At 60.3% G+C, this 25,871-nt stretch carries 20 protein-coding genes and 3 pseudogenes; 11 read left to right on the top strand and 12 right to left on the bottom strand.

Annotation, left to right across the window (positions count from 1 at the left end; genetic code table 11):
• Positions 1 to 122: 122 nt before the first annotated feature.
• The 3 genes and pseudogenes from KHP16_RS14100 to KHP16_RS14090 all read right to left on the bottom strand — a co-directional run bounded on the left by KHP16_RS14100 (position 123) and on the right by KHP16_RS14090 (position 3,012).
• Positions 123 to 1,571, bottom strand: coding sequence for a TIGR01777 family oxidoreductase (locus KHP16_RS14100; protein ID WP_211960453.1), 1,449 nt, complete (start codon positions 1,569 to 1,571; stop codon positions 123 to 125).
• Positions 1,568 to 2,467: pseudogene (locus tag KHP16_RS28690) on the bottom strand (thiol-disulfide oxidoreductase DCC family protein). Before KHP16_RS28690 ends, KHP16_RS14100 begins: the two are co-directional and overlap by 4 nt.
• Positions 2,464 to 3,012 (bottom strand): GbsR/MarR family transcriptional regulator, encoded by a 549-nt coding sequence (locus KHP16_RS14090; protein WP_109584290.1) that lies wholly within the window; start codon positions 3,010 to 3,012, stop codon positions 2,464 to 2,466. The pseudogene KHP16_RS28690 and the gene KHP16_RS14090 overlap by 4 nt, the downstream one beginning before the upstream one ends.
• Positions 3,013 to 3,907: 895 nt before the next feature.
• On the opposite strand from KHP16_RS14090, the gene KHP16_RS14085 reads away from it, so the two are divergent.
• The 3 genes from KHP16_RS14085 (at position 3,908) to KHP16_RS14075 (ending at position 7,612) form a co-directional block, all read left to right on the top strand.
• Positions 3,908 to 5,488: an amino acid adenylation domain-containing protein gene (locus tag KHP16_RS14085; RefSeq protein WP_211960451.1), complete on the top strand. Its 1,581-nt coding sequence runs from the start codon at positions 3,908 to 3,910 to the stop codon at positions 5,486 to 5,488.
• 78 nt (positions 5,489 to 5,566) lie between these two features.
• Positions 5,567 to 5,809, top strand: a complete 243-nt coding sequence (locus KHP16_RS14080; RefSeq protein ID WP_109584292.1) for an acyl carrier protein — start codon at positions 5,567 to 5,569, stop codon at positions 5,807 to 5,809.
• A 36-nt stretch (positions 5,810 to 5,845) separates the two neighbouring features.
• Positions 5,846 to 7,612 (top strand): alpha/beta fold hydrolase, encoded by a 1,767-nt coding sequence (locus tag KHP16_RS14075; protein ID WP_211960450.1) that lies wholly within the window; start codon positions 5,846 to 5,848, stop codon positions 7,610 to 7,612.
• Between the two features lie 267 nt (positions 7,613 to 7,879).
• On the opposite strand, the gene KHP16_RS14070 is transcribed toward KHP16_RS14075, so the two are convergent.
• Together KHP16_RS14070 and KHP16_RS14065 are read right to left on the bottom strand one after the other, a co-directional pair.
• The gene (locus KHP16_RS14070) at positions 7,880 to 8,281 is read right to left on the bottom strand and encodes a MarR family winged helix-turn-helix transcriptional regulator (RefSeq protein ID WP_244835798.1); all 402 of its coding nucleotides are present in this window, start codon (positions 8,279 to 8,281) and stop codon (positions 7,880 to 7,882) included.
• Positions 8,282 to 8,384: 103 nt separating this feature from the next.
• The gene (locus KHP16_RS14065) at positions 8,385 to 8,864 is read right to left on the bottom strand and encodes a DUF6130 family protein (protein ID WP_179594378.1); all 480 of its coding nucleotides are present in this window, start codon (positions 8,862 to 8,864) and stop codon (positions 8,385 to 8,387) included.
• A gap of 306 nt (positions 8,865 to 9,170) precedes the next feature.
• On the opposite strand from KHP16_RS14065, the gene KHP16_RS14060 reads away from it, so the two are divergent.
• The 3 genes from KHP16_RS14060 (at position 9,171) to KHP16_RS14050 (ending at position 11,020) form a co-directional block, all read left to right on the top strand.
• Positions 9,171 to 10,082, top strand: coding sequence for an alpha/beta fold hydrolase (locus KHP16_RS14060; RefSeq protein ID WP_179594379.1), 912 nt, complete (start codon positions 9,171 to 9,173; stop codon positions 10,080 to 10,082).
• Positions 10,083 to 10,162: 80 nt separating this feature from the next.
• Positions 10,163 to 10,582, top strand: a complete 420-nt coding sequence (locus KHP16_RS14055) for an organic hydroperoxide resistance protein (protein ID WP_179594380.1) — start codon at positions 10,163 to 10,165, stop codon at positions 10,580 to 10,582.
• 42 nt (positions 10,583 to 10,624) lie between these two features.
• Positions 10,625 to 11,020 carry a cupin domain-containing protein gene (locus KHP16_RS14050; RefSeq protein WP_115954641.1) on the top strand — a complete coding sequence of 132 codons (396 nt, stop codon included), beginning with the start codon at positions 10,625 to 10,627 and terminating at the stop codon, positions 11,018 to 11,020.
• A 58-nt stretch (positions 11,021 to 11,078) separates the two neighbouring features.
• Here the strand turns inward: KHP16_RS14050 and KHP16_RS14045 are convergent.
• Positions 11,079 to 11,322, bottom strand: a pseudogene (locus KHP16_RS14045) (carboxymuconolactone decarboxylase family protein); the annotation flags it as partial.
• Positions 11,323 to 11,682: 360 nt separating this feature from the next.
• Between KHP16_RS14045 and KHP16_RS14040 the strand changes: the two are divergent.
• The gene (locus KHP16_RS14040; RefSeq protein ID WP_244835797.1) at positions 11,683 to 14,493 is read left to right on the top strand and encodes an autotransporter family protein; all 2,811 of its coding nucleotides are present in this window, start codon (positions 11,683 to 11,685) and stop codon (positions 14,491 to 14,493) included.
• Between the two features lie 540 nt (positions 14,494 to 15,033).
• Here KHP16_RS14040 and KHP16_RS14035 read toward each other — a convergent pair.
• The 3 genes from KHP16_RS14035 to KHP16_RS14025 all read right to left on the bottom strand — a co-directional run bounded on the left by KHP16_RS14035 (position 15,034) and on the right by KHP16_RS14025 (position 18,216).
• A complete protein-coding gene (locus KHP16_RS14035) occupies positions 15,034 to 15,669 on the bottom strand; it encodes a hypothetical protein (RefSeq protein WP_211960447.1) in 636 nt (211 codons plus the stop codon).
• A 582-nt stretch (positions 15,670 to 16,251) separates the two neighbouring features.
• A complete protein-coding gene (gene pdxR, locus KHP16_RS14030; protein WP_244214801.1) occupies positions 16,252 to 17,796 on the bottom strand; it encodes a MocR-like pyridoxine biosynthesis transcription factor PdxR in 1,545 nt (514 codons plus the stop codon).
• A gap of 6 nt (positions 17,797 to 17,802) precedes the next feature.
• Positions 17,803 to 18,216: a hypothetical protein gene (locus KHP16_RS14025; protein ID WP_146208465.1), complete on the bottom strand. Its 414-nt coding sequence runs from the start codon at positions 18,214 to 18,216 to the stop codon at positions 17,803 to 17,805.
• A 90-nt stretch (positions 18,217 to 18,306) separates the two neighbouring features.
• Between KHP16_RS14025 and KHP16_RS14020 the strand changes: the two genes are divergently transcribed.
• From KHP16_RS14020 to KHP16_RS14010, 3 genes and pseudogenes are all read left to right on the top strand, one after another.
• A complete protein-coding gene (locus tag KHP16_RS14020) occupies positions 18,307 to 19,074 on the top strand; it encodes a response regulator transcription factor (protein WP_109584286.1) in 768 nt (255 codons plus the stop codon).
• Between the two features lie 371 nt (positions 19,075 to 19,445).
• Positions 19,446 to 20,636: pseudogene (locus KHP16_RS14015) on the top strand (IS3 family transposase).
• A gap of 407 nt (positions 20,637 to 21,043) precedes the next feature.
• On the top strand, positions 21,044 to 21,880 hold the full coding sequence (locus KHP16_RS14010; protein WP_109584287.1) for an alpha/beta fold hydrolase: 837 nt from the start codon (positions 21,044 to 21,046) through the stop codon (positions 21,878 to 21,880).
• Between the two features lie 463 nt (positions 21,881 to 22,343).
• Here KHP16_RS14010 and KHP16_RS14005 read toward each other — a convergent pair whose 3' ends face one another.
• Complete coding sequence (locus KHP16_RS14005) at positions 22,344 to 22,790, bottom strand: carboxymuconolactone decarboxylase family protein (protein ID WP_109584440.1); 447 nt, start codon at positions 22,788 to 22,790, stop codon at positions 22,344 to 22,346.
• A gap of 154 nt (positions 22,791 to 22,944) precedes the next feature.
• Here KHP16_RS14005 and pdxR (KHP16_RS14000) point away from each other — a divergent pair, with 154 nt between their 5' ends.
• Positions 22,945 to 24,378 (top strand): MocR-like pyridoxine biosynthesis transcription factor PdxR, encoded by a 1,434-nt coding sequence (gene pdxR, locus KHP16_RS14000; RefSeq protein WP_109584288.1) that lies wholly within the window; start codon positions 22,945 to 22,947, stop codon positions 24,376 to 24,378.
• A 237-nt stretch (positions 24,379 to 24,615) separates the two neighbouring features.
• Here the strand turns inward: pdxR (KHP16_RS14000) and KHP16_RS28735 are convergent, their stop codons facing one another.
• Positions 24,616 to 25,209 carry a hypothetical protein gene (locus tag KHP16_RS28735; RefSeq protein ID WP_415831076.1) on the bottom strand — a complete coding sequence of 198 codons (594 nt, stop codon included), beginning with the start codon at positions 25,207 to 25,209 and terminating at the stop codon, positions 24,616 to 24,618.
• Complete coding sequence (locus tag KHP16_RS28730) at positions 25,148 to 25,603, bottom strand: hypothetical protein (protein ID WP_415831077.1); 456 nt, start codon at positions 25,601 to 25,603, stop codon at positions 25,148 to 25,150. The genes KHP16_RS28735 and KHP16_RS28730 overlap by 62 nt, the downstream gene beginning before the upstream one ends.
• Positions 25,604 to 25,871 lie beyond the last annotated feature (268 nt).

The following is a 25,871-nucleotide window of genomic DNA, read 5'->3' as shown; positions in this document are numbered from 1 at the left end:
TTGCCGAAGTCGTTTTCAGCTATCAGTTCCACCGGTTGGATGCCGGTCCATCCCCAAGCACTCTGGATCTCGGTAAGGAATTACATGACCATATCCCTTGCTGAAGGGCAGCTCTATTCCTGTCAGTTTTTTATCAGAGCCCTAAGAGCCGGCTCCACTTTCGCAAATCGAAACTCGAAGCCCTCTTGCAGCAGCCGAGCCGGGAATACTCGCTGGCCCGCGAGCAGCAGTTCGCTCATTTCACCAAGAGCCCAGCGCAAGGGTTCCGCAGGCAGGTGAAGCCAGACGGGACGGTGCAGCACTCTTCCCAATATGTGGGCGAACTCAGCTTGCGTCAGAGAGGCGGGGGCGGTCGCGTTGTAGACACCTTGCATGTCCGATCTGAATATCGCGCGCGCAATGATGCGTAATACATCTTCGCGATGAATCCAGCTCATCACCTGTTTGCCATTTCCCAGGCGGCCACCCATGCCTAGATGGTAGGGGAGCAGCATAGGGGGAAGGGCGCCGCCAGGACCGAACACCACGCCTAGGCGCAGCACCACGGTTCGGACGCCTAGGCCGTCCAGCGGCCGGACGGAAGCCTCCCACTTCTGGCACAGTTCGGACATGAAGCCGCCGCCCTCGGCACTGCTCTCGGTCAGTTGTTCGTCAGCGGGCCGGCTGCCGTAATAGCCGATGGCCGATGCCTGAATCCATGTTGTGGGCCGGTCTGCGGTGGACTCTGCCCATCGCAGCAGTGCTTCGCTCACGCCGACGCGGCTCGCCAGAAGCTGCGCCTGTCGTCGTGCGCTCCAGCGTGGGCCCAGAACAGGCGCACCAGCGAGATTGATCACGGTGTCGAAGCGTTCCTCGCGATGTAGTTGATCGACCGCGGTCACGCAGCGCACGCGTGCGTTGAACTGATAGGCCGCGCGCAGCGGCTCACGCGTCAGGATGGTGACTGCATGGCCGGCGTCAAGCAGATGCGTGACAAGCGCCTCACCAATGAATCCGGTGCCGCCGGTTACCAGGACGTTGAGATGGGGCTGTCTCGCAAACGGGTTCTCGGCGTGTGTGCGCCGGCCTATCTGGTACGCTGCCAGTCCATCGCGAATCCCGGAGGCTGTCACGCCGACGGCAAACAGGCTCAGCAGCCAGCCGCGCCACCCCAGATCAGTCGCGGCGAGTGCGGTGGGTGCCTGGGACCAGGCCGCGAGTTGCAGCGCATACAGCCCGAATAGCGCTCCGCCGTTGATCGCCAGCAGGGTGTGCAGAACACGCTCGGTGGCCGGCAGCTTTCGGCTCCGATCCTCCTCAACGAAATCCCATAAGGTCAGTGCCACCTCCACGAGTACCAGCGCGGCGATGGCAAGCGTCCATGCGCCGAGGAATTTGAGATTGGCCATTGCGGCAAAAACGAGACCGTACAGCACGGCACGAATCGCGTGAATGGACAACTCTCGCCGGGCTCGCGGACTGCAGGGCAGCTTTTGAGTCAGCTCGTGGTGGTAGAGGGTGTCGAACGCTCCCATCATTCCCTGTATGACCAGCAGGTTGATCGCCCAGTCGAAGGCGGGCAGGGAGGTCATGCGTCTTCCCTCCACAACCAGAGCAGTGGGGGAATCATCATCAGTAGGGCCGCGCCGTCGATTATCGCGTGCAGCCACACACCGGCCTGCAATGAAACCAGCACGTCCTGCGGCGCCCATACCAGCAGGCCGACCAGCAGCCCACCCCAGGCCGCGCGATGACGGGTCTGGTTGCCCAGATGGACGAGCGCCAGCATCCAGATCGCCGAACATTGCAGGGTGGCGCCGAACAGGGCCATCCACCATGTCTGCTGGGCTCTGGCTGCGACCGGCGCCAGTCCAGCCCAGAAATGCCGCTCGATGCCCCGGTGGTAACCGTCCAGGACCGAAGTGTCCGTCACCCAGAGCAGTGCTGCGCCGGCAAGCAGATGTGCAATGGCTGCTGCGTACATCCATCCAACGACCCATCGGCGCTGGCTGAAACTCGAAGATTGGTTCATGGTGAGGAGGTATCAGTGCGAATCGTGAGGGCGTTCGTCCGTGAGGAAGGGGTTGCCCACGTGGCAGGTGCCGCCGCCACACGCCGGCGGGGCGCGATAGCCGAGCCAGCGCGAGAACGCATAGCGGTTGCGTGCGAAAGCACGGTACATCGCAGCCAGCACCCGACGGAGGCCCGGTACCCGCAGGGGCCAGACCAGCCCGCCTCGACCGACCAGAGTGTACGCAGCGAGCATGCAATCGATGCCCACCAACATGCGGCCATCCGATGCGCGACCATGCAACGCGCGATTCAACGCTGCCATGTCAACGCCAAGGGGCGCGCAGTCAAATCCCGGTTGGGCAATGTCCACGAAGGACAGTCGGCGCTCGGTGTCCCATTCGCTCAGGCGACGCATTTCCGTCGCGCAAAACCCGCACTTGCCGTCAAAGTAGAGCTCCAGTAATGCGGAATTCATGACCTGGCATCCTTTTTCTTGTCAGGACCGAGAAACTGGGCGATGCGTCCTCCGGTCTTTAGAAGCTTCTTGATGGTCGGCGTTGGCAGATGCTGGAAGTCGTCGTAGGCGCGCATGAAGATCTCCATGAATTCCAGCATGTCGTTCATCTTGGCCTTGGTGGAACCATCCAGCACCGGGTCGTCCTCGGCCTCGGCTACGCATTCGCGCAGCACCGAGAGGGTCGGGTCCAGTTCGCGCTTCTTGCGTTCGTCCATGACCACGCGAAAGATCTCCCAGATATCCTGGTGCGCGGCGAAGTGATCGCGCCGGTCACCGGCGATGTGCGTCACCCGAACAAGGTTCCAGGACTGAAGTTCTTTGAGGCTGTTGCTGACATTGGATCGGGCTACGCCCAGCGTGGCGGCGATGTATTCCGCATGGATCGGATGGGGGCTGCAGAAGATCAATGCATGGATCTGTGCCACCGTACGATTGACGCCCCAGCGGCTACCCATTTCTCCCCAGTGCAGGATTAGCTTTTGCGTGCTTGGGCTCAGTGACATAGTTCTCTTATTTCTGTCGTTACAGAAATTAAAGAATTTAACTGAGACTTTGTCAAGTCGGCGAGCGGATGTCTCTCGGGAGGATGGGAGAAGAGGGAAGCAGACCTGAGGCGGAAAATCTGCGCGCCGGCTAGATCGTTCTAGGTAACCGAGCATCTGCAGTTTTCCGAACTGAGACAGCGTCCATCGGCTGCCGGGGAGCTGGCGGGGCCCTTGCCCGACAGACAGTTGTCGGCCAACTACCGTCATTCCTGATGTGCTGATCCAATGACCGAACATGCTGCAGCAAGAGCCGTTGGCCGGCTTGCTGGCCTACCACCTCCTTACAAAAGTAAAACAGCAGTGGACCCTACCAAAGACCCCGTCATTGTCAAACTCTTTTACAGCAGTCACACCCGGTATGGCTGTTTCTCCCACAACTGGGGGGCCAGCAAGGGGATTGACCACTTTCGTGACGTCTGCGGGAGCGGGAAATTCTAAAAAACGCAACCAACCGACGAAAAAGCGCCGCGAACTTCATGCATGAAAGGAGCGATCCACCGGAGCGCCGCCGCGTTATGTGGTCCATGCCTGCCATGGTGCTTGCTGGCGCGGCAAGAGGCCTCCAGAGCGTCAGAAAGCTCAATTTCGCTGGAGGCTTCAGTTTGCTCAGTAGCTACCGCTCAATATGAACGGAGGCAAGCCGCGCCGATTAAAGGTTCTGCTGTGGGCGGCGATGCAACACGGAGCCCGATCGTGGCATTCCGGCGGTATTCGTTTCCGAGCGCTATCGCACAGAAGCCCCTCATTCCAATGTCTATTCTTCGTCGCAAGCGGAATCCCAGCAAGGCTGGATGCTGCAGACACCTGGTGCCGTGTTTTCGGCGATTAACCAGTTCCATGCGCGAGGATACGGATGTTGCATTCTCACTTTTTCGAAACCGCTGCAAGCTGCATCGACAGTCCAGCGCTGTGGGTCAAAGATCGTCTATACAGCTACGGCGATATTCAAACACGCGCACGTCGCATTTCTGCGGGTCTGACAGCAATCGGGCAGCGTAACGACATTAGACGATGTTTGCTATTTGCATATCGTAGCGTCGAGGCCTATGCCGGCGTGCTGGGCATTCTCGATGCGGGCATGGCCTATGTGCCTCTGAGCCCGAAGGCCCCGCCTTCACGTATGGCGACGATCATCGCGCAGTCCGGTGCGCCATTGATGCTGGTCGATCGTCGTTGCGCGAGTGGGCTCGAGGATGTACTGGCATTGCTCGACGCTCCCCCGCAGATTTTTCTCATCGACGACGACGCGTCCGGTACGCCTCTGCCTTCCTTTGCGTCCACCCTGACCACGCTGCCTTCCGTGCCCTATGTGCGACGGCCAGGCACTGAGCACGACGTAGCTTACATACTCTTCACCTCTGGATCGACGGGTACGCCGAAGGGCGTCCCGATTACACATGCTAATGCCAACGCATATGTGAAAGGGCAACTGCAACTGCATGAGCGGACGGACGATGCACGTCATATCCAGCTCTGTGAATTGAGCTTTGATCCATCCGTGCACGACATGTTCGTATGTTGGGCCACTGGCGGGTGCCTGTACGTGCCCGAGACTGTCGATCCTGTGTACAACGCCGATTTCATTAGGCGTTATGGCATTACGCATTGGAGTAGCGTACCGTCCGTGGTCGGCTTCATGCAGCAAATGAGAAAGCTGACACCCGGTGCCTTCCCGAGTCTTAGGGTCTCGATGTTTGGCGGTGAGCAGTTGCCTCGCTCACTGGCGCTGGCGTGGATGCGCGCCGCACCGCATAGCAAGCTGTTCAACATGTACGGGCCGACGGAAGCGACCATCGCTTCGACTTGCTTCGAAGTGAGCGCCGATTTCATCGATACTCCGCAGCACACGGTCATCCCACTCGGGAGGGCGCTTCCGGGGGTAGAGCTCATGATCGTTGACGCTGACCTCCGACCTGTCGCAGCCGAGCAGACGGGCGAGTTGCTAATCGCGGGTCCACAGATCACGGAGGGCTATTTGTCGGCGGACTCCCGACTTGGCAATGACAGGTTTGTCTCGAAGAGTTTTCCAGGCCGACTTGCGCAGCGCTGGTATCGGACCGGCGATATCGTTCGTACGACTGGAGAATTTGGCATTGTGTTTCACGGGCGCGTGGATACGCAGGTCAAAGTTCGCGGCAACCGTGTCGAACTGGAGGAAGTCGAGCATATCGTCCACGCGAGCAGCGGTGCCGCGCTCTGCGCGGTGATTGCATGGCCCCTCGATGAGGTGGGACGGGCGGCTGGGCTCGTAGCCTTCGTGACAAATCCTCGAGTAGACACCGAGGCGGTCTTACATGCGTGTCGGCAGCGCTTGCCCGACTACGCGGCACCCCAGCGGATTGTGTCACTCGACGCGATGCCGCTTAACGCGAATGGAAAAATTGACAGGAAAGCTCTGGTTGAGCAGTGCGCACGCACGATGATTCCTGCATGACGTAGACACCATCCCCAAGCAATATAAATGAGCCACGCCACGGGCGCGTGGATGGCTATTCTAGACGGGAGAGAGTGATTGAAAGCCGCTCTGCGCAGTATTCTTTCGGAGAATGGATGCCTTCATGTCCCGGTCGAAACATTGACCGATAGCGATAGCTTGTATGACGCTGGCCTGTCCTCGCTCGGTACGGTCCGCGTGATGCTAGCAGTCGAAGACGCCTTCGGTATAGAAATACCTGGAGACCTTATTTCATTCGATTTGTTTCTCTGTATCGATTCGCTGGCAAGCTCTCTCGCCCCTCTCATGCCAAGCGATTGATAGCGACTCGCCGTATTTCACAGTAAGGGGCCCACCATGAATACCAACCCTACAACGAGGCCGGTCACCTTCAATGGCTGTTTCGGGTGGCTGCATTTGCCTGCGGTAGACCGAGCCGCTACCGGCGTGGTGCTGTGCAACCCGTTCGGCAATGAGGCGCTATGTGTGCACCGCGGCTGGCGCGACTTCGCGGAATCGGTGACGGTGGCCTGTGGCATGGCCGTCCTGCGCTTCGATTATCCGGGGACTGGCGACTCCGAGGGCGTCGAGGAAGACCCCGCGCGCTTTTGCGCATGGGTCGACAGCATCAAAGCTGCCACGGAGTACCTGCGGACCGTCACTGGTGTGACACGGATTGTGCTCTGCGGCTTGCGCTTGGGCGCGACGTTAGCCGTCTTGGCCGCCGAAGAGCTTGCCGACGTGGAGGGCGTGGTCTTGATGGCGCCGGTCATCGTTGGCAAGCGCTATATCCGGGAACTGCGCATGCAGCATCAGAGCTGCATCAAGGCCTTGGCAGACCAAGAAGCAGCGCAGTCGCGCGAGGCGGTGCAAGGAGTAGGCGCGCTAGGGTTCGATCTGTATGCCGACGCGCTCGAGAAACTTGCGTCAATCGACCTCACAAAGCGACTGAGGTCTCCGGCGCCACGCGTGCTACTGCACGATATCTCGGTCAGCGAGTCTCTGAACAAGCTTGTTGAGTGCTTCCGTGGTCACGGTGCGAGTGCAGACGTACGGATTTTCCCAGAGTACGACAGTTTTTTGCTCCCCGATCCGACGTTCTGCGTGCCGCCGCGAGGTGCCTTCGATAGCGTGCTTGAGTGGCTCGGCTCTAGGGGCGGCACTTCGGAACTGGCTGCCGCTGAGATTCTGCAACCGTCCGCGCATGCGCGGATAGACTTCGCAGGTGGTCATGAAACCCCCGTAGTGTTTGGGAGCGGGCGCTATGTTGGCGTAATGTGCAAGCCTCGCAACGCAAACGAACACGCCCCGGCTGTATTGATCATGAACACCGCAGGGGTTCATCGCGTTGGCTGCGCAAGGCACTCCGTGTTGATGGCTCGACGGCTTGCGGCACAGGGAATTACATCGTTACGCATGGATTTGGGCGGCGTTGGAGATAGTTCATATCACGACGATAAGCCAAACATCGAGGGCGTGTACGCGCGACACTCGATTGCAGATGCGACAGCAGGGGTGGAGCGACTGATCGCGGCTGGACATTCCGGGGTTGTGATGTTCGGCGTGTGCGCGGGTGCATACGTCAGCGTCCACACAACGCTAAAGCATCCTGCTGTGGTTGGCTGCATATCCGTCAACCTGCCCTTTTTCTTCTGGGGTGCGCCGAGGAGGAACTCACGCGCTCCCAGTCAGGTGTACATGCGCTCCGTCCGTGATCCCCGTAAATGGCTTTTACTGCTGACTGGCCGGTCGGATCTGCGCAGAATCGCAGTGAGTTTGGTGCGTCGCTGGTGCGAGCGTTCCTCCGTCCGCCGACTGCTCATGGCGCTAGAGAAAAGGCACGTGCCAACATCATTGGTGTACGGACCGCTTGATGCTGGGCTCGATGAAGTCCCGAAGGCGAGTTACTTTGAAGAGCTCGAGTACGTTACGGCGACAGTTCTGGAGCAGTTGGACCACTCGTTATATTCGAGGACTGCACGCAACGTTGTATCGAGCTATGTCGAGGCCTTTTTGCTCGAGAGAGCTTTTGAGGCCGGACGACCCAACGTCGTAGATTGCCAAAGCCGGCATGCGTCCGCCGGACATACCCGTCCCCGGGGCATATTGTCACCTGATACGTAATGCTGCCGAGCGTGCCAGGCTAGCGGCTCTCATTGATTCCGGACCGGGTGCAACGAGAAAGCACCCACTGCGGTGCCATGACACGCAGCGGTCACGGTTCGACTGGGCCCAAATGAAAACTCTGGCGGCCAGTGGCCAAGGTTCAGGAGCGGCAGACCGTGGCCGATTGCAGACGTCGATCTTCGAGCGCAGCCATTTTTAGAAAACCTAGGCGACCACGTAGTGTCCGTGGAGTATAGGCAGCACGCTCTTTTGTTCTGATGCGGATTATCCGGCTCGCTTCGGCAACCTCTTTGCAATCCCCATGATGGCCGCGACGCCGTCGTCACCGATGAGCGCGGTAGCCATCGCCTGTGCTTCCGCCCACGCCGGGCCAGCGTCGTTCAGCACCTTTTTCCCGGCGCGGGTCACTGAGAGCGGGCGCGACCGGCCATCCGCGGCGTCTGCCACGCCCTCGGCAATCCATCCTTCCGTCAGCAGGGGCTGCAGGTTGCGCGTCAGTGTGGATCGATCGTGATGATTTCGCCGTCCCAGATCGGCGCGGCTGATCGGACCCAGTTCATGAACGAGCACCAGCAGCGTGAACTGCGTGGCGTTGATGCCGAATGGCCGCAACGCCTGTTCATAGGGGGCGGTCAGCACGCGCGAGATTTGCCGGGCGCGTGTCATCACGCAGTGCTGGAAGATATCGGAGCCTGTGGTGCCAGACAGTGAACGTTTTCCGGGAGTCATGCCATGTGTGACGCAGGGATGTACCGCCAGCGTACAGTATTCAGTGCCGATGTGCTGGCTGTGCCGCGCTAGTGTTCGGCGACCGTGTATTGGGAACGGTCACGGCAACCGTTTCCGTTGCCAGAATCTTGTGTGTCGGGTCGGCCAGCTCCAGGCGCACTTGATGCGGTCCCGGTGGCAATCCCACCACGATGATGGGGTCCTCGCTGGTGTGCGCCCATGTGGCCGGACCATCGTCAACGGTCACATGCAGATGGCCAACGCGCGGCGAGACCTGCGTAGCCCCCTTGCCGAACACCGGCATCACACGAAAATTCTCGGTCCGGAACTGCAAGATCACGACACCCCTTGCGAGTGGTTCCGGCAACGCTGAGTACGCCACGATCCGTGGCGCCGGCTCGGCATCCAGTGGCAAGACCGCCGGTGGACGAAGCGCGTCGTCAGCAGCATTTTGCGCGATGGTATGGATTGGCACGGCCGCGAGGAAAACGGCAGCAAATAAGGGGGCGAGCGCTCTCATGGCTGACTCCTGAAACGGTTAAAACTCCAACAGGCGAACTCCAACGGGCGCCGATGATGCCTGAAGCCACAGTAGACGCGCGGGCTTTTTGTACAGGTATGTATCCACCTGAGTCGTGCACACATAACGATACGTTTGGCGGGTTCACCCTCACAAGAGAGATACATCGCCTCGCTCTAATGCTGCATATGCAACACATACTGCGCCAGCTCACTGGTGCCAAGGGGAATGGAAATGGATACGAGATCAGCAATGGGTCGGTCAGCCTGCGTGATTGCGACTATTGCCAGCGTGTCGGGAGGGCTGATGAGCAGCACCTCCACCGCCATGACTGCGTCACATGACGTTGCCGACGTGGTATTCGAAGTCGGCAATGTGGAAGTTGGCGCCGATCTGCATTTGCGACACATGGTGGTCAGGCCGTCAGCACCCAAGGGCACCGTGCTTTTCCTGCACGGCTTTCCCGAGACCATGTTCGCCTGGAAAGAGATTGCCAGGACGCTCGGCCGGGATTTCGAAGTTCATGCTTTCGACTGGCCCGGATTCGGCGAATCCTCGCGTCCGCCTGTGGAGAGTTTCGGCTACTCGCCTCGCGACTACGCCACGGTCCTCACGCGTTATATCGACACGACAGGCATCGGAGGTGGCCGACTGTTGATCTACGCGACCGATATCGGCGCCTTGCCAGCGCTGCTCGCTGCAATCGATCAGCCGGATATCGCCCGCACGGTCGTTGTCGGAGATTTCGCACCTTTCGACCGGCCGCAATACATGCAAGAGCGCCTGCAGGCGCTGAAGGAGCCTGCGTCTGCTGAAGCAGTGCGAAAGGCCTTCAATGCCTCGCGCGACGAGATACTGAAGAACGCATTCACGCGCGGATTGCCGGAAGCGCAACGCTATGCGCTCGATGCTGAGTATCAGGCTGACATGGCACGCGGCTGGGAGAACGGACACCTTTCGTCCGCCGATGCGTTTGCGTACTACTACGCGCAGTTCACGCGAGACCAGCATGTACTGGAGGCGCTGCTGCCGAAGCTGAGCACGCCTGTGCGGGTTGTCTGGGGTGAACAGGACATCTATATCAACAAGGAGATGGGTGTCGAGTTCTCGCGCAGGACCGCCGCGCCATTGCGGCTGTTGCCTGCCACGGGCCATTACCCGCACCTCCAGCGTCCAAGCGAAACCATCGACGAAGTCCGCGGCGCCTTCGGTTCTTGAGGTACCTCGCGCGGCCCGTGTCGCCACCATGGCCCGTCGCATTCCACACGTGGCGAACACTTCTGAAATCCCGGAAACTCATGACGCAAGCTATTGATACCGTGATCTACACCGGCAAGACCCGCACCACGGGAGGTCGGAACGGCCATTCCCGCAGTTCTGATGACCGCCTGGCGGTCGAGCTCTCCGGACCGGGCAGCAACGGTCCCGGCACGAATCCAGAGCAACTGCTGGGTGCCGGCTGGTCTGCCTGTTTCCTCGGCGCGATCGGCAAGGCCGCGCAGGCTGCCGATATCGCCCTGCCTGCGGATGCGGCGGTCGAAGCGGAAATCGATCTGTGCCGTGCCGGCGACGCGTTCCTGCTGGCGGCTCGCCTCAACGTGTCCCTGCCCGGTATCGATGCCGGTCTTGCACGCTCCCTAGCGGCGCGCGCGCATCAGATCTGCCCGTACTCGAAAGCCTTGCGCGGCAACATCAATGTGGAGATACGGGTCATCTGACCAGTGGTGCCGCATCGCATATCCCCTCCACTGAAGAAGATCATGGACAAGACTCTTTCACTTGCAGCGCTTGCTGTCACTGGAGCGATGGCGTTCTCGACCGCTCAGGCGCAGGCGCCTGGGATCCATCGCACGGATCTGATCAAGAACGATTTGAGCACGCCCCATCTCGAAGGGGTACAGGTCCGCGTGGACTTTGAACCTGGCGCATTTGCACCCAAACACGCCCATCCGGGCGAAGAAATCGCCTACGTGCTGGAGGGCACGCTGGAGTACCAGCTTGGCGATAGTCCGCCCGTGACGCTCAAGACCGGTCAGGCGCTGTTCATTCCGGCAGGCATGGCACATTCCGCTCGCAACGTGGGGAGCGGCAAATCATCGGAGCTGGCGACGTACATCGTGAAGAAGGGCGCGCCGCTGGCAGCGCCGTCAAAGTAAGGCTTCGCGCCGTTGCTCCGACGCCCGTCGCAATGCGGCGGGCGTCGGCATTTCGTCGTTACGCGGCATGCGCTGGCGCACGCCGTAAGCTGATGGCGAGTCGATTGAACGCGTTCATCAGGCCGATCGCGATTGTCAGGTCTGCCAGCTCTTTCTCTTCGAAGATCGCGGCTGCCGCTGCAAATGTTTCGTCGGGCACGTGGGTATCGGCGACGCGTGTCACGGTTTCGGCCCAAGCCAGAGCGGTTTTCTCGCGCTCGGTGAATAGACCCGGCTTCATGCCAGACCTGCACCCTCGGCAGGCTCTGAATTTGCGTCGCGGTGCTGCCTGTCGAAATTCTGCCTCGCTTGTCGGAAGCGGTCCGCATTCTCGACGATCCAGGTCCACAGCGGGACCATGTCCACGTTTCCTGCCGCAGAACGCGTTGGCCGCGCAGATCGAAGCCTAACCGTTGGGTGCGTTCGCGCACCGCTGGGTTCCCGGCCGCCGAAAGCATGAGCAAAGAGCGCGGTTCTTTCTCCGTGAACGCCTACCGCGCGGAAGATCGCACTCACGTACACCGTATCGTGATTGACGCCGACGCGGCTTCTCCTCAAGTCCCGCAACGTTGATGCCGTTAGTTCAAGCAACGTAGGCCCAGCTGCCGTTCAATGGAGCGAAAATGATGGCACGCGACAAGAAGTTCGTCTGCAATTCAGCCCTCGTCGGCTACTCCAGAGCCTTTTCCGCGGCCTTCTTCCGTCGCTCGGTCCTCTCAGCCGCCGCGATGACCCTCGTCTGGACCATTGTCTGTTCAAGGCCGGCCAGTGCGCAACTGGTGACAGGCACCGGCGAATTGATTCCGGCACCGGTCCAGACCCCGAACTGGAATGTCGGTAGCGAGCTGATTGTCGGAGACTCGGCGAGCGGCGCACTATCCATTACAGGAGGCGCCACGGTCGGCAATACCGACAGTTATGTGGGCGTGGCGAGCACAGGGCAGGGCAGCATCACGGTTTCTGGGCGTGACAGCGGCGGGCAGGCCTCCACGTGGACAAGTTCGGGCCAAGTGAATATCGGGTATGACGGCCTTGGGACGGTGCTGGTGGACGGCGGCGGTGTCGTCAACAGCGGAATCACTGTCATCGGGCTCAACAGCGGAGCGATAGGCGCCGTCGCTACCGGAGCGGTCACCATAACGGGCCATGATGGCAATGGTCATGCCTCCACCTGGAACAGCGCCGCCCAAATTTATGTCGGCTTTGGCGGCACCGGCTCGTTGCAGATCCGGGATGGCGGAGTCATGCATAGTGGGCAAGGCATCATAGCTTCTGAAAGCGGAAGCGTTGGGCATGTCACGGTCTCGGATCCTAATTCGCTGTGGGATCCGGTGGGTAACATCTATGTAGGTTTCGCGGGGACCGGCGAGCTGAACGTCCAGAATGGCGCGACGGTAAGCACTGCAGGACCTGCGGGACCGACGTCGGCGGCGAGTATTTATATCGGCTATGGGGCGGGAAGCGATGGCACGGTAACCATTTCGGGTACTGGCGCCGCCGCGTCAAGACTGTCGGCTACGGATCGGATCAGCGTAGGGGTCGATGGAGCCGGTACGTTAAACGTCGCGAAGGGTGGGGTGGTCAGTGCCGGCTCCGACGTTCATATCGCTGGCAGCAGCACGTCGAGCGGCACGCTGAACCTCACGGGCGACGCTAGCGGGCGTGGCATCGTGGAAACCGGTTCAGTCATCCGAGACGCCGGACTGGCCACGCTGAATCTTGACGGCGGCATTCTCCGCGCCAACCGTAACGAGCCGAATTTCCTCAACGGCTTTACGACGCTGACTGTAGGGGGCGAGGGCGCATGGTTCGATACGAATGCACACGACGTTGGCGTCAGTACGGCTTTCTCTGGCACGTCGACTCTCAACAAGTTGGGCCTCGGCACGCTGTCACTGACTGGCAATAGCGCTGGCTTCACCGGAAATACGGAAGTCTTGGCGGGGACGTTGCGGGTAGACGGTGTCCTGGGCGGTCCGACCAACGTCTCTTTAAGCGGGAGATTGACAGGTACCGGTGTGGTGGGCACAACCACTAACCGCGGCGTCATCGCGCCTGGCGGCGCGGCCCCTTTTGGAACGCTCACGGTAGCGGGCAACTACGCTTCTTCAGGTGGCAGCCTCGAGGTCAGGACACAGCTTGGAGACGACAGTTCTCCGACGGACCGCCTTGTCATCAAGGGCGACACTTCCGGCCAGACGCCGATAAAGATCATTAATGTGGGAGGCGTCGGCGCCCAGACCCAGAAGGGCATCCAGGTAGTACAGGTAAATGGTGCGTCCGCGGGAGCGTTCACGCTGGCGAATGGGGATTACGTGATAGCTGGTCAGCCTGCGATTGTTGCGGGGGCTTACGGATATGTACTGCGCAAGGGGCAGACCGATGGCAACTGGTACCTGAGCTCCTCCTTGCGAGACGCCGTTGCCGCGCCACCGGCTGAACCGCCGGGAGACAGCCCGCCGGTCGCCGGAGACGACGGCGGTCGCTTGTATCAGCCGGGTGCACCGGTCTACGAGGCCTACGCAAATACGCTGCAGTCACTGAGTCAGGTGCCAACCCTGCGCCAACGGGTCGGCAATCGTCAGTACGACACGGCAGATGTCCGAGCCGATGGCATATGGGCGCGCGTCGAAGGTGCCCGCCGACGTCTTGAACCATCGACTTCGACTACCGGCGTGCAGCAGAGCATCAATAGCTGGAAAGCACAGTTCGGCGTTGATCGCATCTTGTCCGGGGACGAGCGAGCGTCGCGGCTCGTTGGCGGACTGACTGCCCAATACGGCACGGCCAATACCCATCTGCAGTCAGTGTTTGGCGGCGGCAATATCGACACCACGGCCCTTGGTCTCGGGCCCACTCTGACGTGGTACAGCGCTGACGGCGCGTACCTCGATGTGCAAGGGTACGCTACATGGTTCGACAGCGACCTGAACTCAAGCCTGGCCGGGCGTCTGGCAAAAGGCCAGAACGCGCATAGCTATTCTGTGAGCGTCGAAGCCGGCAAGTCGGTGCCTGTGAGCGCAGGGTTGGCCGTCGTCCCACAGGTCCAGTTCAGCTACGTTGCCGCGAGCTTCAATGCCATCCATGACAGGTTCGGCGCGGAAATCGACAGTGATAGAGATAAAAGCATCCTCGGACGCATCGGTGTAGCACTTGACTACAAGCAGAAGTGGACCAGCGCCGCGGGCAAGACGCAGCAGGCCAGCTTCTACGGAGTGCTCAACGTCAAGCATGAATTCCTCGACGGAACACAAGTCCGGATATCGGGCGTGCCGGTGGGCAGCCGCCTCGGTAGCACCTGGGGTGGCGCGGGCATTGGCTGGAACTACGCCTGGAGTGAGCGCTATGCCGTGTATGGGGAGGTCGGAGCGGACACTGATTTCTCTGGCAGCTACGCTGCGAGCGGCACGGCGGGATTCCGGATGGTATTTTAGGTATCGGGATATCTGACCAGGCCCTACCCGTCGTCGAATTAATGCATCAGCTCGCGCCGACGTGCGGCTCGCACTGATGATGGGCTTAGCCCTTAACGTGGCGTGAGGTCGTGGCCGAACGTGCGCTCCCGAATCTGACCATTCAGTGTGGTGGTCCTCTTCTTTGCTGTGCTTCTGGGGCTTTTGCGTCGGGCGGTGGTGCTGGCCGGTAGCGGCTGGCTTTCCGTGCAGGGTAGCGCGCGCGCCGATTGCCCCCGCGGCGGCGTGTTAGAGGGGAAGCTGCCCACTATCGAGTCTTGGCGGAGCAACAGGTGCCGGTCTTGCCCCGCAGTCGCGACGGTCGCAAAACGACCCTACTCGGCCCCTCAGATTCTCCGCCAGCGGTCATTCCGCCGCAGGCGCCGAGATATAGCTGAGCGCGTCGGCACGAGGACAGGCATCCGATCCATACAAGACCATTGGCATCACCATGAGCAGCGGTTCAGGCATGCCAATCATTACTCCACTTTGGTTTCTTTGGTAGCGATCCTTTCCGTCTCGTCAAAAGCTAGGTCTGATGCAGACAATCTCGCTGGCGGACTTATCAACAACTTCAAGTTGAGCGACATCGGTGATGTCGGTACGAGCAATTCCGTCCTTGCTCTGCGCTAGCTGAAAAATCCTGGTGGTGCAAGATCCTGGGTTGACGGCATACGTAATCTCATACTGTTCGCCAGCTTTAGGAACCAATACTGGAGCACGGCACTTCCCCGGCTGTTTGTCGAGGATTTGATTGCCCATCGCAGGATTCAAGGCAAACAATACTTCCGCGAAGTTCAGTTTCGCGACATGGATGATCTGGCGTGCCGCCATTGGCTTACCAGCCGGTATTACAAACTCAACTGCGCCCTCCTGCCCAAGCGGGAGCGGGGCCAGCATCTCAACACGTTTCTCGTAAAAATCTTCCCTGCCGCCAGCGATCCAGGCAAGGATGGCCGCTTGCTGGCACCTCTCCACGTCCACAGACGCTACAAGAAGATTTGAAACCACCGGGGGCTCCAGCTTGATGCGAAGCTTCGCGGTATCCGAACCTGATGCGTCCTGATACAAGCCCGACGCACACCCGGTCATCGCTAGCGCCGAAGCCAGCACCCCCGTTCGCTTGAGGATGCGCGCTTCAGTCTTTCTGATTTTCATTCGTCGCCCGTATGAGAAACTCGAAGTAATAATCTGGCAGCGGATTTTGCGACAGAGCTTCTGCAGGGTGGCACCCCTCACCAGAAGGGGTGGACATTCGCATTCGGTCATCGATCGGCCGACACGTTGGCCGTCATCGACGAGAGTCAACCGATAGGAGCGCTGATGCGCAGCTCCAAAGCGAACACTCCCGGCTCCGATCGAAATGATCGGGCACGGACGAGTAGCCGCTCTGGAGCCTAACTTTCGCGGTTATTGCACACAATCGAGGTCCGGGTTCTCAAAGGCAGCTTCTGGCCGATTGCTGCCGGCGGGTTAGCGGCGGCGTACCGTGAGCATACCCCGTCCGTGGATGTCCCAGATCGGCCAAGAGGAGTCATTTCATTGTGGCACCCAAGCAGCCGGTGTGTGCTTAGGATCGGCCATCAGGTAGCCGATCGGAGCCTTTGAGCGGCAGCTAGACGTCGCCGCTTACGGACGCGCCGGCAAGGCCCCAGCCCACGGGTCGTGAGTTATTGCGGCAGTTGGAGCAGCCGACTATCTGAGCTCACGTGTATCGTTTAATCGGACTAGGCGGTCCAGCTACGCGGCGGGCTGCAGGGCACGCATTAACGCGGTGACCTGCGCCTCGGCCTGTTCGGCGGAGGTGATATTGGTGTATCCAAGCAGCAGCGCGCGCCGGCCGGCCTTTCCTTTGCGCCAGGCCGTGAGCGAGAATACCTCAATGCCTGCTTTCCGAGCCCGATGGGCGAGTTCTACGTCGTCCTCGCCTTCCGGGACATCCAGCAGCAGATTCATGCCGCCGCTTTCCAGCGTGACCGAGTAGCCCTTGTCCGAATGGCGCCGCAGCGCCTGGACCAGCAGCGTGCGCCGCCGTGCGTATAGCGCCCGCATGCGCTTGATGTGGCGCGAGAAGTGACCCTGTTCGATAAACTCAGCAAGCGCGGCTTGCATCAGTTCGGGGCAACCGCCGTATACCGCGCGCTGGCTGGCCTGCGCGAACGCCGTGACGAGCGCCTTGGGTGCCACGATATAGGCAATACGCATCCCCGGAAACATGACTTTCGACATGGTCCCGGCGTAGATCACGCGATCCGCATTGTCCAGCGCCTTGAGCGCGGGAAGCGGGTGTCCGCGGAAGCGATACTCGCCATCGTAATCGTCTTCGAAAATCCACGCCCTGTTGGTCCTTGCCCAATTGAGCAATGCCACCCTGCGCGGCAGCGCCAGCGACACGCCGGTGGGACTCTGATGCGAGGGGGTCACGATCGCGACCCTTGCACTTCGGAACGACTGGGCGGCCATGCCGACGTTGATGCCTTGCTGATCGACCGGCACATGGCAGGGCCGAGCGTTCAGGCGCTCCACCATTACTGCGGTGGTAGGGAACCCGGGGCACTCGACCCACACGTCCGAAGGGCTCTCACGGCCTATTTCCCCGGCCAGTTTCAGCGCCGTGAACGCCAGCTCGAGTCCAGACGCATAGCAAGGCACCACGAACACCTGTGATGGCTCGACATCGAGGCCGCGCGCACGATTCAGGTGTCCAGCCAGGGCGTCTCGCAGTGGCGCATAGCCGTGCAATGCTGGCTTGAGCAGCGTGGTGATACGTCGGGCCTGACGCCCTATCAGTCTGGCCCAAACCTTATGCGGGAACTCATCCAGGGCGGGGTATCCCGGCTGCAGGATGGTCGGCGGTACGCCGGTGGCGCCGAGCGCCAGACTCTCGTCGTGCTCCATCGCTCGGAAGCATGCCATGGTCGCGGTGTTGCCGGCCGCGCCATCCGCGCCATCGCGGCTAGGCCGCTGGCGGAGGAGCGGCGTAGAGTCGGACACGAACGTGCCGGCGGGCCCTCGGGCCACCAAATATCCCTCACCCACAAGCCGGTCGTAGGCGACCTGAACGGTGCCACGCGCGACGCCGAGCTCCATGGCCATCGCCCTCAGTGAGGCAACGCGCTGACCGGGCCGGAGACGGCCCTGCTCGATTTGCGATCGAAACCGTTCATAGATTTGATCGTGAAGCGTTGTGACCGGATAAGACAGTTCGTAATCCTTGCGATCCAAATCAAATTGCTTGTTTAACAGCATATCAATTACTAAAAGCACCGAACAGAAGAAAAACAAACAATTTTAATATTTCATCCGCAATCCACCATTCTTCTGGCAGATTCTTATGTGTGATTGTTTTCGTTCTTTCGCCAGTAAGCTGAGCACGACGCCCTGGTTTGTTCCTCGTGCAGCAACGATGGTATCCATCCGCAGTGCCGCCGTTCGCAGTGTCGTATAGGTTGACCAACGTTTGCTAGGCGCACTGACAGCATAACTGAGTGGACCATCTGTGCCATAACTACGCTGGATTCCGTTGGTCCCGGTAGTGGATTCTTGTCGCGGTCGGCCAACATGGTGACGCAACGCGGTTACCGGCAACGCACCAAAATGGAACGAATCTTCATCGACCATGGACCAGTCCAAGCTGCTGAATATGGCAAGATTTGGTCTTATTAAACAGACCATCCGCTGATAGGCTCGCTTGAACTGCGTCATCGAAGTCACATAACATCGATGGGTCGAGAATGAAATCAATCGCCTCAACGGAATCTGCGCACCTATCGGCAGTCGCAGGAAGGATTACCCATGCACAGCTCACTCGAGCCGATAGAAACGGTCTTGATCGTCGACGATGATGTGGGCGCCCGTCTGGCTCTCTCGAACCTGCTCCGCTCGGTCGATTTGCGTGTGCTTCTGTTCGCGTCAGCAGAGGAACTGCTCGCGATAACGCCGCCCGAGGGGCCAACGTGCCTCGTGCTGGACGTTCGGCTCAAGGGGCTCAGTGGCCTGGCATTGCAGTCGATTCTTGTGCAGGGACGGCGCGCGCTGCCGATCATTTTCATCTCCGGATATGCGGATGTTCCGATGGCCGTCGGGGCAATGAAGGCGGGTGCCGTGGACTTTATCGAGAAGCCTTTTCGCGATCAAGAGATGCTGGAGGCAGTCCGTGAAGCTCTGAAGATCGACATCGCGCGTTACAAGCGCCTGCGGGCGGCGGACGACCTGCGGCAGAAGTACGTGTCATTGACGCCCCGCGAAAGGGACGTCATGGCGCTGGTCACCTGCGGACTGCTGAACAAGCAGGTGGCGGATCGCCTAGGACTGAGCGTCGTCACGGTGAAGATTCACCGTCGTCAGGTCATGCGAAAGATGACCGCCGGTTCGTTCGCGGAACTGGTGAGAATGAAGGAACTCGTGGAAATCGCCGTCTTGCCGCGCCACATGCCGGACGGCATCCCGGCCGTGACATATGTCGACAATGCTTCGCCACGGCTGGAGCTGCAATCCGAAAATGAAGTGTGTGGCGTTCACTTCAAGATGCCATCGTCTGGTGGGGGCGTGAACCTCGAATAACGTCCCTATGGCTGAGCATCTCAATATTGTCGTCACGCTGGAGCGAGGTGTGTCAGACTCGGAACGAGTGAGTATCGTATCGGATCTATCGAGACTTTACGCATCGTACTTCGGGAACATTCAAGACGTTTGTCGCATCAGTTGCCGGACGGGAGAAGCCCGTTGCAAGTCCTGGCCTACGGCAAGAGGCATGCTGGAATTCCCTCTGACTGTCGACGAACTTTTGTTCATTTATGGTGAAAAACTGGATCCATCCGGTATTAGAGGTAGCGTCCACTGGAGCGGCCCCACGTATCTGAGGACACGAGGACTCCCTTAAAATAAGGGATAGTCTTGTGCCTATCAGTAAGCCTAGTCATTACGTGGAACCCATCGAAATTCTGACCGAGCCGGAACGTCGTCGTCGGCGCACGGCCCCGGAAAAAATCGCCATCGTGCAGGAAACGCTGGCACCAGGCGCATCGGTGTCGGCCGTAGCGCGGCGGCACGGCGTGAACCCGAACCAGGTGTTCGGCTGGCGCAAGCAATACCAGGAAGGCAGTCTGGCAGCGGTGCAAGCTGGCGAAACTGTAGTCCCGGCATCGGAGCTGGCCGCCGCCATCAAGGAAATCAAGGAACTGCAGCGCCTGCTTGGGAAAAAGACGATGGAAGTCGAAATCCTGAAGGAGGCTGTCGAGTGGGGCCGCTCAAAAAACCTGATTGCGCGCTCGCCCTTGCTGCCGGGGGACGACCGTTGAAAACGGTCTGCGAAGTTCTCGGTGTGGCGCGCTCCGGTGTGGCGGTGAAGCGGACTCGCTCGTCAGATTGGCAAGACGGCCGCGGCGCTAGAGCGACTGACGACACGGAACTGGTCAAGGAAATCCAGGCCCACGTAGCGCACCTACCAACCTACGGTTATCGGCGCATCTGGGCGCTGCTGCGTCGCAGTAGCGAGATGGTCGGCGCGCCGTGCATCAACCACAAACGCGTGCATCGCGTCTTGCGCGAGCACCAGTTGCTACTGCGCCGTCCCGGCGTGCGGCGAGACAAGCGGCGGCACGATGGCCGTGTGGCCGTGGACCGAAGTAATACGCGCTGGTGCTCCGATGGCTTCGAATTCCGATGCGATGACGGCACGCCGCTGCGTGTGACATTTGCGCTGGACTGCTGCGACCGGGAAGCAATTAGCTGGGCAGCAACGACCGGCGGGCATAGCGGCGAAGTGGTGCGCGACGTGATGTTGGCCGCCGTCGAGCAGCGCTTCGGTACCACGCAAACGGCACAGCCCATCGAATGGCTGACGGATAACGGCTCGACCTATATCGACCATCGCACGCGCGCGCGAGCTGGGCCTGGAGCCGCTGACCACGCCTGTGCGTTCGCCGCAGAGCAATGGCATGGCCGAGTCGTTCGTGAAGACCATGAAACACAATTACGTCGCATATATGGACAAGCCCGACGCGCCCACGGCGCTCTCGCGTCTGGCTGTTGCATTTGAGCATTACAACGAGCGTCACCCGCACAAAGCCCTGAAATACCGCTCGCCCCGCGAGTTCAGGCGGGCTGCGGCATCATCAACCTAACGGTGTCCGCGTGTCCTGAGTTACAGGGGCAACTCCATCCACATTGTCGCAATCGCAGGAGCACAGGATCAATTAATACTACTGGCACGTGCCCCGCTACGGCCATCGGCCTGATTCAAAGGTATGCATCACCATACCAAGTTGCAATTCCGGTTGCGCCTGATAATCAAGAATTGGATCTAAAATGCAATAGGCATACGCCATTGTTGCCGTGCATTCGGCACGTATCAAACATTAACGAGGATCTATCTTTGATGACCGATATCGATAACGCCATGCAGGTTAATTCCGCACGGCGGGACCTGCTCGCACTCGGCTTAGGGACGTTGTCCTTCGCGATGCTTCCGGCCATGCCGGCAATTGCCCAATCCACAACTCGAGTTCCAACCTCTCAGGGAAGTACGACGATGAGCTCTGTTACTACGCGCGACGGCGTTGAGATTTTCTATAAGGACTGGGGGCCCAAGACAGCTCAGCCCATCGTGTTCCACCACGGTTGGCCGCTGTCGGCCGATGACTGGGATAACCAGATGCTGTTCTTTCTGCAAAACGGCTATCGCGTGGTGGCACACGATCGGCGCGGGCATGGTCGTTCCACTCAGGTCAGCGAAGGGCATGACATGGACCATTATGCAGCGGACGTCGCCGCTGTGGTCGAGCATCTCAACCTCAAGAATGCCGTGCACATTGGTCATTCGACGGGTGGAGGGGAGGCGCTGCACTATGTGGTTCGTCACGGCCAACCGCAGAAGCGGGTGGCAAAGCTGGTGTTGATCGGGGCGGTTCCGCCGTTGATGGTCAAGACCGCGAGCAATCCTGGCGGCCTGCCCATCGAGGCGTTCGACGGACTGCGCAAGTCTTTGGCGGACAATCGCTCGAAGTTCTACGTCGATCTGCCGACGGGACCCTTCTACGGCTTCAACCGGCCGGGCGTGACACCGATACAGCCGGTGATTCAAAACTGGTGGCGACAGGGCATGATGGGCGGTGCCAAGGCTCATTATGACGGTATCAAGGCCTTCTCCGAAACCGACTTCACCGAAGATCTCAAAGCGGTGGAAGTACCGACACTGGTCATGCACGGTGACGACGATCAGATCGTACCGATTGCGGACTCGGCGCTGCTGTCGGTCAAGCTGCTGAGGAACGGCATGCTCAAGGTGTATGAGAAATTCCCGCACGGCATGTGCACCACGCATGCGGGCGTCATCAATCCGGATCTGCTGGCCTTTGTGAAGAAGTAGTATCGGGGATAAAGCGTGGAGGGATGGTCGATGCCAACGTCGATAGCTCCCGCCACGCCCGAGCACATGATTGCTTCAATGACTTTTCTCGGGCTCCCATCTGGAGATGCGCTGAGACCTTCGTACCGGTGCAGCCCAGATGGTTGACAAGCACCCCATACTGAGACTTTTCGGCGTACGCGTGATGTCCATACGACGGCGCGCGCACGTGGGCAATGCCGGAGAGTGTCCGTCGGAAGCACCGGCCTCGATCCATACCTTGAACCCTCAAGTAGCAATAGAAATGATTAGCCCGATCTACCTCCAAAGATCCGGCTCTCATTCGGATGATCGGCTGATTGGGAACGGAAAATGGCGGCCTGCTCTTCGAGCACTCCTCGGTCGACAAAGGAGTGTTGAAGGATCAGTGTTCAATTGTCTGGGCTAACCGGCTGAATGCATGCGGGTGGATTGCGTGCCTGGATTACGCCTTTGCCGCAACTGGAAGCCGAAACGGGGCGCCGAGACGATTGAATGCGTTCATGGCGGCAATCGTTATCGTGAGATCAACGAGGTCCTTGGGCGAAAATGCTGCCGATGCGGCCGCATAGGCTTCGTCTGAGGCATGCGTCTCACTGACGCGCGTCACTTCCTCCGCCCAGGCCAATGCGGCCCGCTCTTGCTCGGCGAATAGGTGCGGAACTTCATCCCACACCGGAACCAGCGTGATCTTGTCGACCGACATGGTCTTTCTGAGATCGCGACTATGCATGTCAATGCAATGCGCGCATCCGTTGATCTGGGAGACGCGGAGGAACACGAGGTGGACAAGCTCCTCGGGGAGATCCGTCTTCTTCGTGACGTAGTGGTGGATACCAAAAAGCGCCTTCGCGCCGTCAGGCGCTATCTCTTGCCAGTTCAAGCGGGTCATCTCGGTCCTTTCCTGTTGGTGATTCGGTCCAGCGTCGCGGTCAGCGCGCCCGAGCCGCCTATCGACTTGGGCCGCGATTCGTGTCATAACGCAAAGTTACTCCGCCAGGCATTGAAGATACAGGCCCAAAAAGTGGAGAAACGACTGGCCCAAAATGACTCACCCGAACTCGCCCGCTGCGCTGTCCATCCTGGTGGACCGTGCCACTGCCATGCCGATCGGCGATCAGATCCATGCGAGCTTGCGACAGGCAATCGTCGAGGGTCGGCTTGCACCTGGACAGCGTCTTCCTTCCGGTCGAGACCTCGCTGCGCAGCTTGGTGTCGCCCGCGGCACCATTCGCGTGGTCTACGACCGTCTGGTCGCCGAGAATCTGGTGTTCGGCGCAGGCTCTTCGGGCACACACGTATGCTCGCGGCTGGACGTCGGGAGAGCAGGCCGCGAAGCTTCGCTCGACGGGCCTCTGGCGGATTTCAACCGCCCATTTTCGAGCGCGCCGCTTCCGTTTCAAATGGGCGTACCTGCCCAGGACGCGTTTCCCGCCAAGCTCTGGGCTCGCATGCGGACGCGCGCCGTACGTGCCGATGCTATCGCTTACACGGCCTATGGCGATCCACGCGGCGAACCTGCCCTGCGGGCTCAGATAGCGAGCCACCTAGCCGTAAGCCGACAGATGCAGTGTCATCCCGACCAGATCCTCGTCACCAGCGGATACCGGCAGGGCCTGATGCTTGCACTCACCGCACTGCGCGCGCATGGACGCAAGGCGTGGCTCGAGGAGCCAGGGTATCCGCTGGGAAGACGCGCGCTGGAGGTGATTGGAGCCGAGGTCGTACCCGTACCCGTTGATGCCGAGGGCTTGCGCGTGGAAGCTGGCGTCGCCAGCGCGCCAGACGCCTTGCTGGCGCTGGTCACGCCGGGCCAGCATGCACCGCTGGGCGTGACCATGTCGCCTGAACGAAGGCGCGCGCTGCTTGACTGGGCGGCGGCACGGGGTGCCTGGATCATCGAGGACGACTATCTCGGAGAAATACAGCTCGACGGACGAGCCGCACCGGCCCTTGCGGCTGGCGAAGGTGCCGAACACGTAGTTCACATCGGAGCGTTCAGCAAGACGATCAGCCCGGCGCTGGGCCTCGGGTTCGTCGTCGCCCCACGTTCAGCGACGGAGCGCCTGGTGGAGGTCTCCGCCGTGCTGGCCCCAGCTCCGAACCGGACAACCCAATTGGCGGTGACAGAGTTTCTGCGGGATGGGCACTACCTGCGGCACCTGCGCCAGATGAAGGCTCTCTACGCCGAGCGCCGCCGCCTCACATTAACGCATGTAAGGGAATTTTTGCCAGGCACGCTGATGGCGGGCCTTGGAGTAATCGCACCGCTCCCACAATCCGCCGACGACCGCGTCATCGTCGGCATCGCCCGCGCACACGGCCTCGCGCCTTCGGCCCTCTCTGCCTGGTACCTTCGCCGCAGTCACGCGCAAGGTGGCTTGATACTCAGCGCGACGAACGTGCACCCCGACAACATCGGTGCCGTTTGCGCGAAGCTTGCGAGTATCGTTGCTTCATCGAGTTCTGGCACACATTAGTCCAACGATCACGAACGCGGCCTCGGAACGTGGTCCCGGAAGCGGCCCTGACTGTCCGAATCAAGAAGACTTTCGATACTCTCGTCCTTCTTGGACTCTCGAAGCGATGCCAGCGGACCCCAATTGACATCACCGGATCGACACTGGCGCCGCGCGTTGCGCTATGGCCGATCTGCCCCCAAGAACGGACAGAATAAGGGGAACGCTGACAGGCCGGAAAGGGTCGGAAGCCGCCGGTCATTCGACATGCGGTACGACCTGATTCGGGTCATCGTCCGACACCGTGGCCAAAGGACTTTGCCGGATCGCGCGCTCCAGATCGAGGCGGTTGATTTGTCGCTGGCGTCGCGCGCCCGGTGTGACAGGCTGAGGGCCTGGCGGCACGCCTGACATGGTGCGCGACGGCCCCGCGTAGTGCCGATTGTCGCGTAGCACCTGCACCTTCTGCGCAATTCCCAGTACATGGCCCAGCCGCTTGTTCTCGACGATCGCGGCCTGGTCGACGTCTGGATAGCGATAGTGAGTGGTGTAGGGCAGGGAGGTGTCGTCGGCCCATAGCTCGATTGCGCCGTCGGGATATTCGGCCACCTCGATGTAGCGATGGATCAGTTGCCGGTGCTCCGGAAGGTCCTCGAGCAGATACAACGTCTTGTCGTACTGGAGGCTCAGACTGTGGGTGACCTTGCGCCATTCGCGCCAGCAAAAGATGCGCCGTAAGTCCTCATGGTCGTGTATCGGCAGATGAGCGTTGAAATCGCTGCGTGGAACCTTAGCGAACCGGGCGTTGAAGTCGGCGATGAAGGCGGGCGCATACGCGTTGGCGTCGGCCATCGAAGCTGATGCCGCGCAGGCGCAGCTCCTTCACCAGCCGATCCTGCAGCGTGCCATTCATCCGTTCGACACGGCCCTTGGCCTGGCTTGAATTGGCGCACAGGATGTCGATGTTGAGCTCGAAGAGAGCACGGCCGAACTGCGTATAGCCGCGGCCCTCGGGCGTCTGCTGGCGGTTTGCGCGGAAGATGCCAGCCTTGTCGCTGTAGAACGCCAGCGGCTTGCCGTGTCGCTCGATATGGGCACGCGTGGCGGTGAAATATGCGAGCGTCGATTCGGTTGGCGCAAATAGCAGCTGCATCAGCTGGCCAGTTGCGTCATCGACATAGACCAGCAGCGTGCACGCCGGCGCACGCTCCTCGAACCAGGCATGGTCGCTGCCGTCGATCTGCACGAGCTCGCCGAGGCAGGCGCGGCGGTTGCGCGGGCTGATGGACCGTGGGTGGACAACTTAACGCCAATACCCACTGTCTAGGGCGATCTCAGATGTCGCGGTGCCCGCTAGATTCAAATGTCGGCACGGGCGTGCGGTTTGTGCGCGGTTGGATGCTTCGTTGGGCCTTTGATCGGGCGGTGTCGCTGGCCGGCAGTGGCTGAGTCCACGAGCAGGGTGGGGCGCCGGCCAAGCGCTCAACGGCTGCGCGAATCGCAAGCCACTACAG

Source organism: Cupriavidus plantarum, assembly GCF_905397285.1.
Taxonomy (GTDB): domain Bacteria; phylum Pseudomonadota; class Gammaproteobacteria; order Burkholderiales; family Burkholderiaceae; genus Cupriavidus; species Cupriavidus plantarum.
Note: the sequence above shows the minus strand (reverse complement) of the source record. Positions and strands in the feature narration are given on the sequence as shown.

What these genes read in the sequence shown, in the direction of transcription:
- KHP16_RS14100 (WP_211960453.1), bottom strand. Translation starts at nt 1,571, where the DNA reads ATGACCTCCCTGCCCGCCTTCGACTGGGCGATCAACCTGCTGGTCATA.
- KHP16_RS14090 (WP_109584290.1), bottom strand. Translation starts at nt 3,012, where the DNA reads ATGTCACTGAGCCCAAGCACGCAAAAGCTAATCCTGCACTGGGGAGAA.
- KHP16_RS14085 (WP_211960451.1), top strand. Translation starts at nt 3,908, where the DNA reads ATGTTGCATTCTCACTTTTTCGAAACCGCTGCAAGCTGCATCGACAGT.
- KHP16_RS14075 (WP_211960450.1), top strand. Translation starts at nt 5,846, where the DNA reads ATGAATACCAACCCTACAACGAGGCCGGTCACCTTCAATGGCTGTTTC.
- KHP16_RS14070 (WP_244835798.1), bottom strand. Translation starts at nt 8,281, where the DNA reads ATGACACGCGCCCGGCAAATCTCGCGCGTGCTGACCGCCCCCTATGAA.
- KHP16_RS14065 (WP_179594378.1), bottom strand. Translation starts at nt 8,864, where the DNA reads ATGAGAGCGCTCGCCCCCTTATTTGCTGCCGTTTTCCTCGCGGCCGTG.
- KHP16_RS14060 (WP_179594379.1), top strand. Translation starts at nt 9,171, where the DNA reads ATGAGCAGCACCTCCACCGCCATGACTGCGTCACATGACGTTGCCGAC.
- KHP16_RS14055 (WP_179594380.1), top strand. Translation starts at nt 10,163, where the DNA reads ATGACGCAAGCTATTGATACCGTGATCTACACCGGCAAGACCCGCACC.
- KHP16_RS14050 (WP_115954641.1), top strand. Translation starts at nt 10,625, where the DNA reads ATGGACAAGACTCTTTCACTTGCAGCGCTTGCTGTCACTGGAGCGATG.
- KHP16_RS14040 (WP_244835797.1), top strand. Translation starts at nt 11,683, where the DNA reads ATGATGGCACGCGACAAGAAGTTCGTCTGCAATTCAGCCCTCGTCGGC.
- KHP16_RS14035 (WP_211960447.1), bottom strand. Translation starts at nt 15,669, where the DNA reads ATGAAAATCAGAAAGACTGAAGCGCGCATCCTCAAGCGAACGGGGGTG.
- KHP16_RS14025 (WP_146208465.1), bottom strand. Translation starts at nt 18,216, where the DNA reads ATGACGCAGTTCAAGCGAGCCTATCAGCGGATGGTCTGTTTAATAAGA.
- KHP16_RS14020 (WP_109584286.1), top strand. Translation starts at nt 18,307, where the DNA reads ATGCACAGCTCACTCGAGCCGATAGAAACGGTCTTGATCGTCGACGAT.
- KHP16_RS14010 (WP_109584287.1), top strand. Translation starts at nt 21,044, where the DNA reads ATGAGCTCTGTTACTACGCGCGACGGCGTTGAGATTTTCTATAAGGAC.
- KHP16_RS14005 (WP_109584440.1), bottom strand. Translation starts at nt 22,790, where the DNA reads ATGACCCGCTTGAACTGGCAAGAGATAGCGCCTGACGGCGCGAAGGCG.
- pdxR (WP_109584288.1), top strand. Translation starts at nt 22,945, where the DNA reads ATGACTCACCCGAACTCGCCCGCTGCGCTGTCCATCCTGGTGGACCGT.
- KHP16_RS28735 (WP_415831076.1), bottom strand. Translation starts at nt 25,209, where the DNA reads ATGGCCGACGCCAACGCGTATGCGCCCGCCTTCATCGCCGACTTCAAC.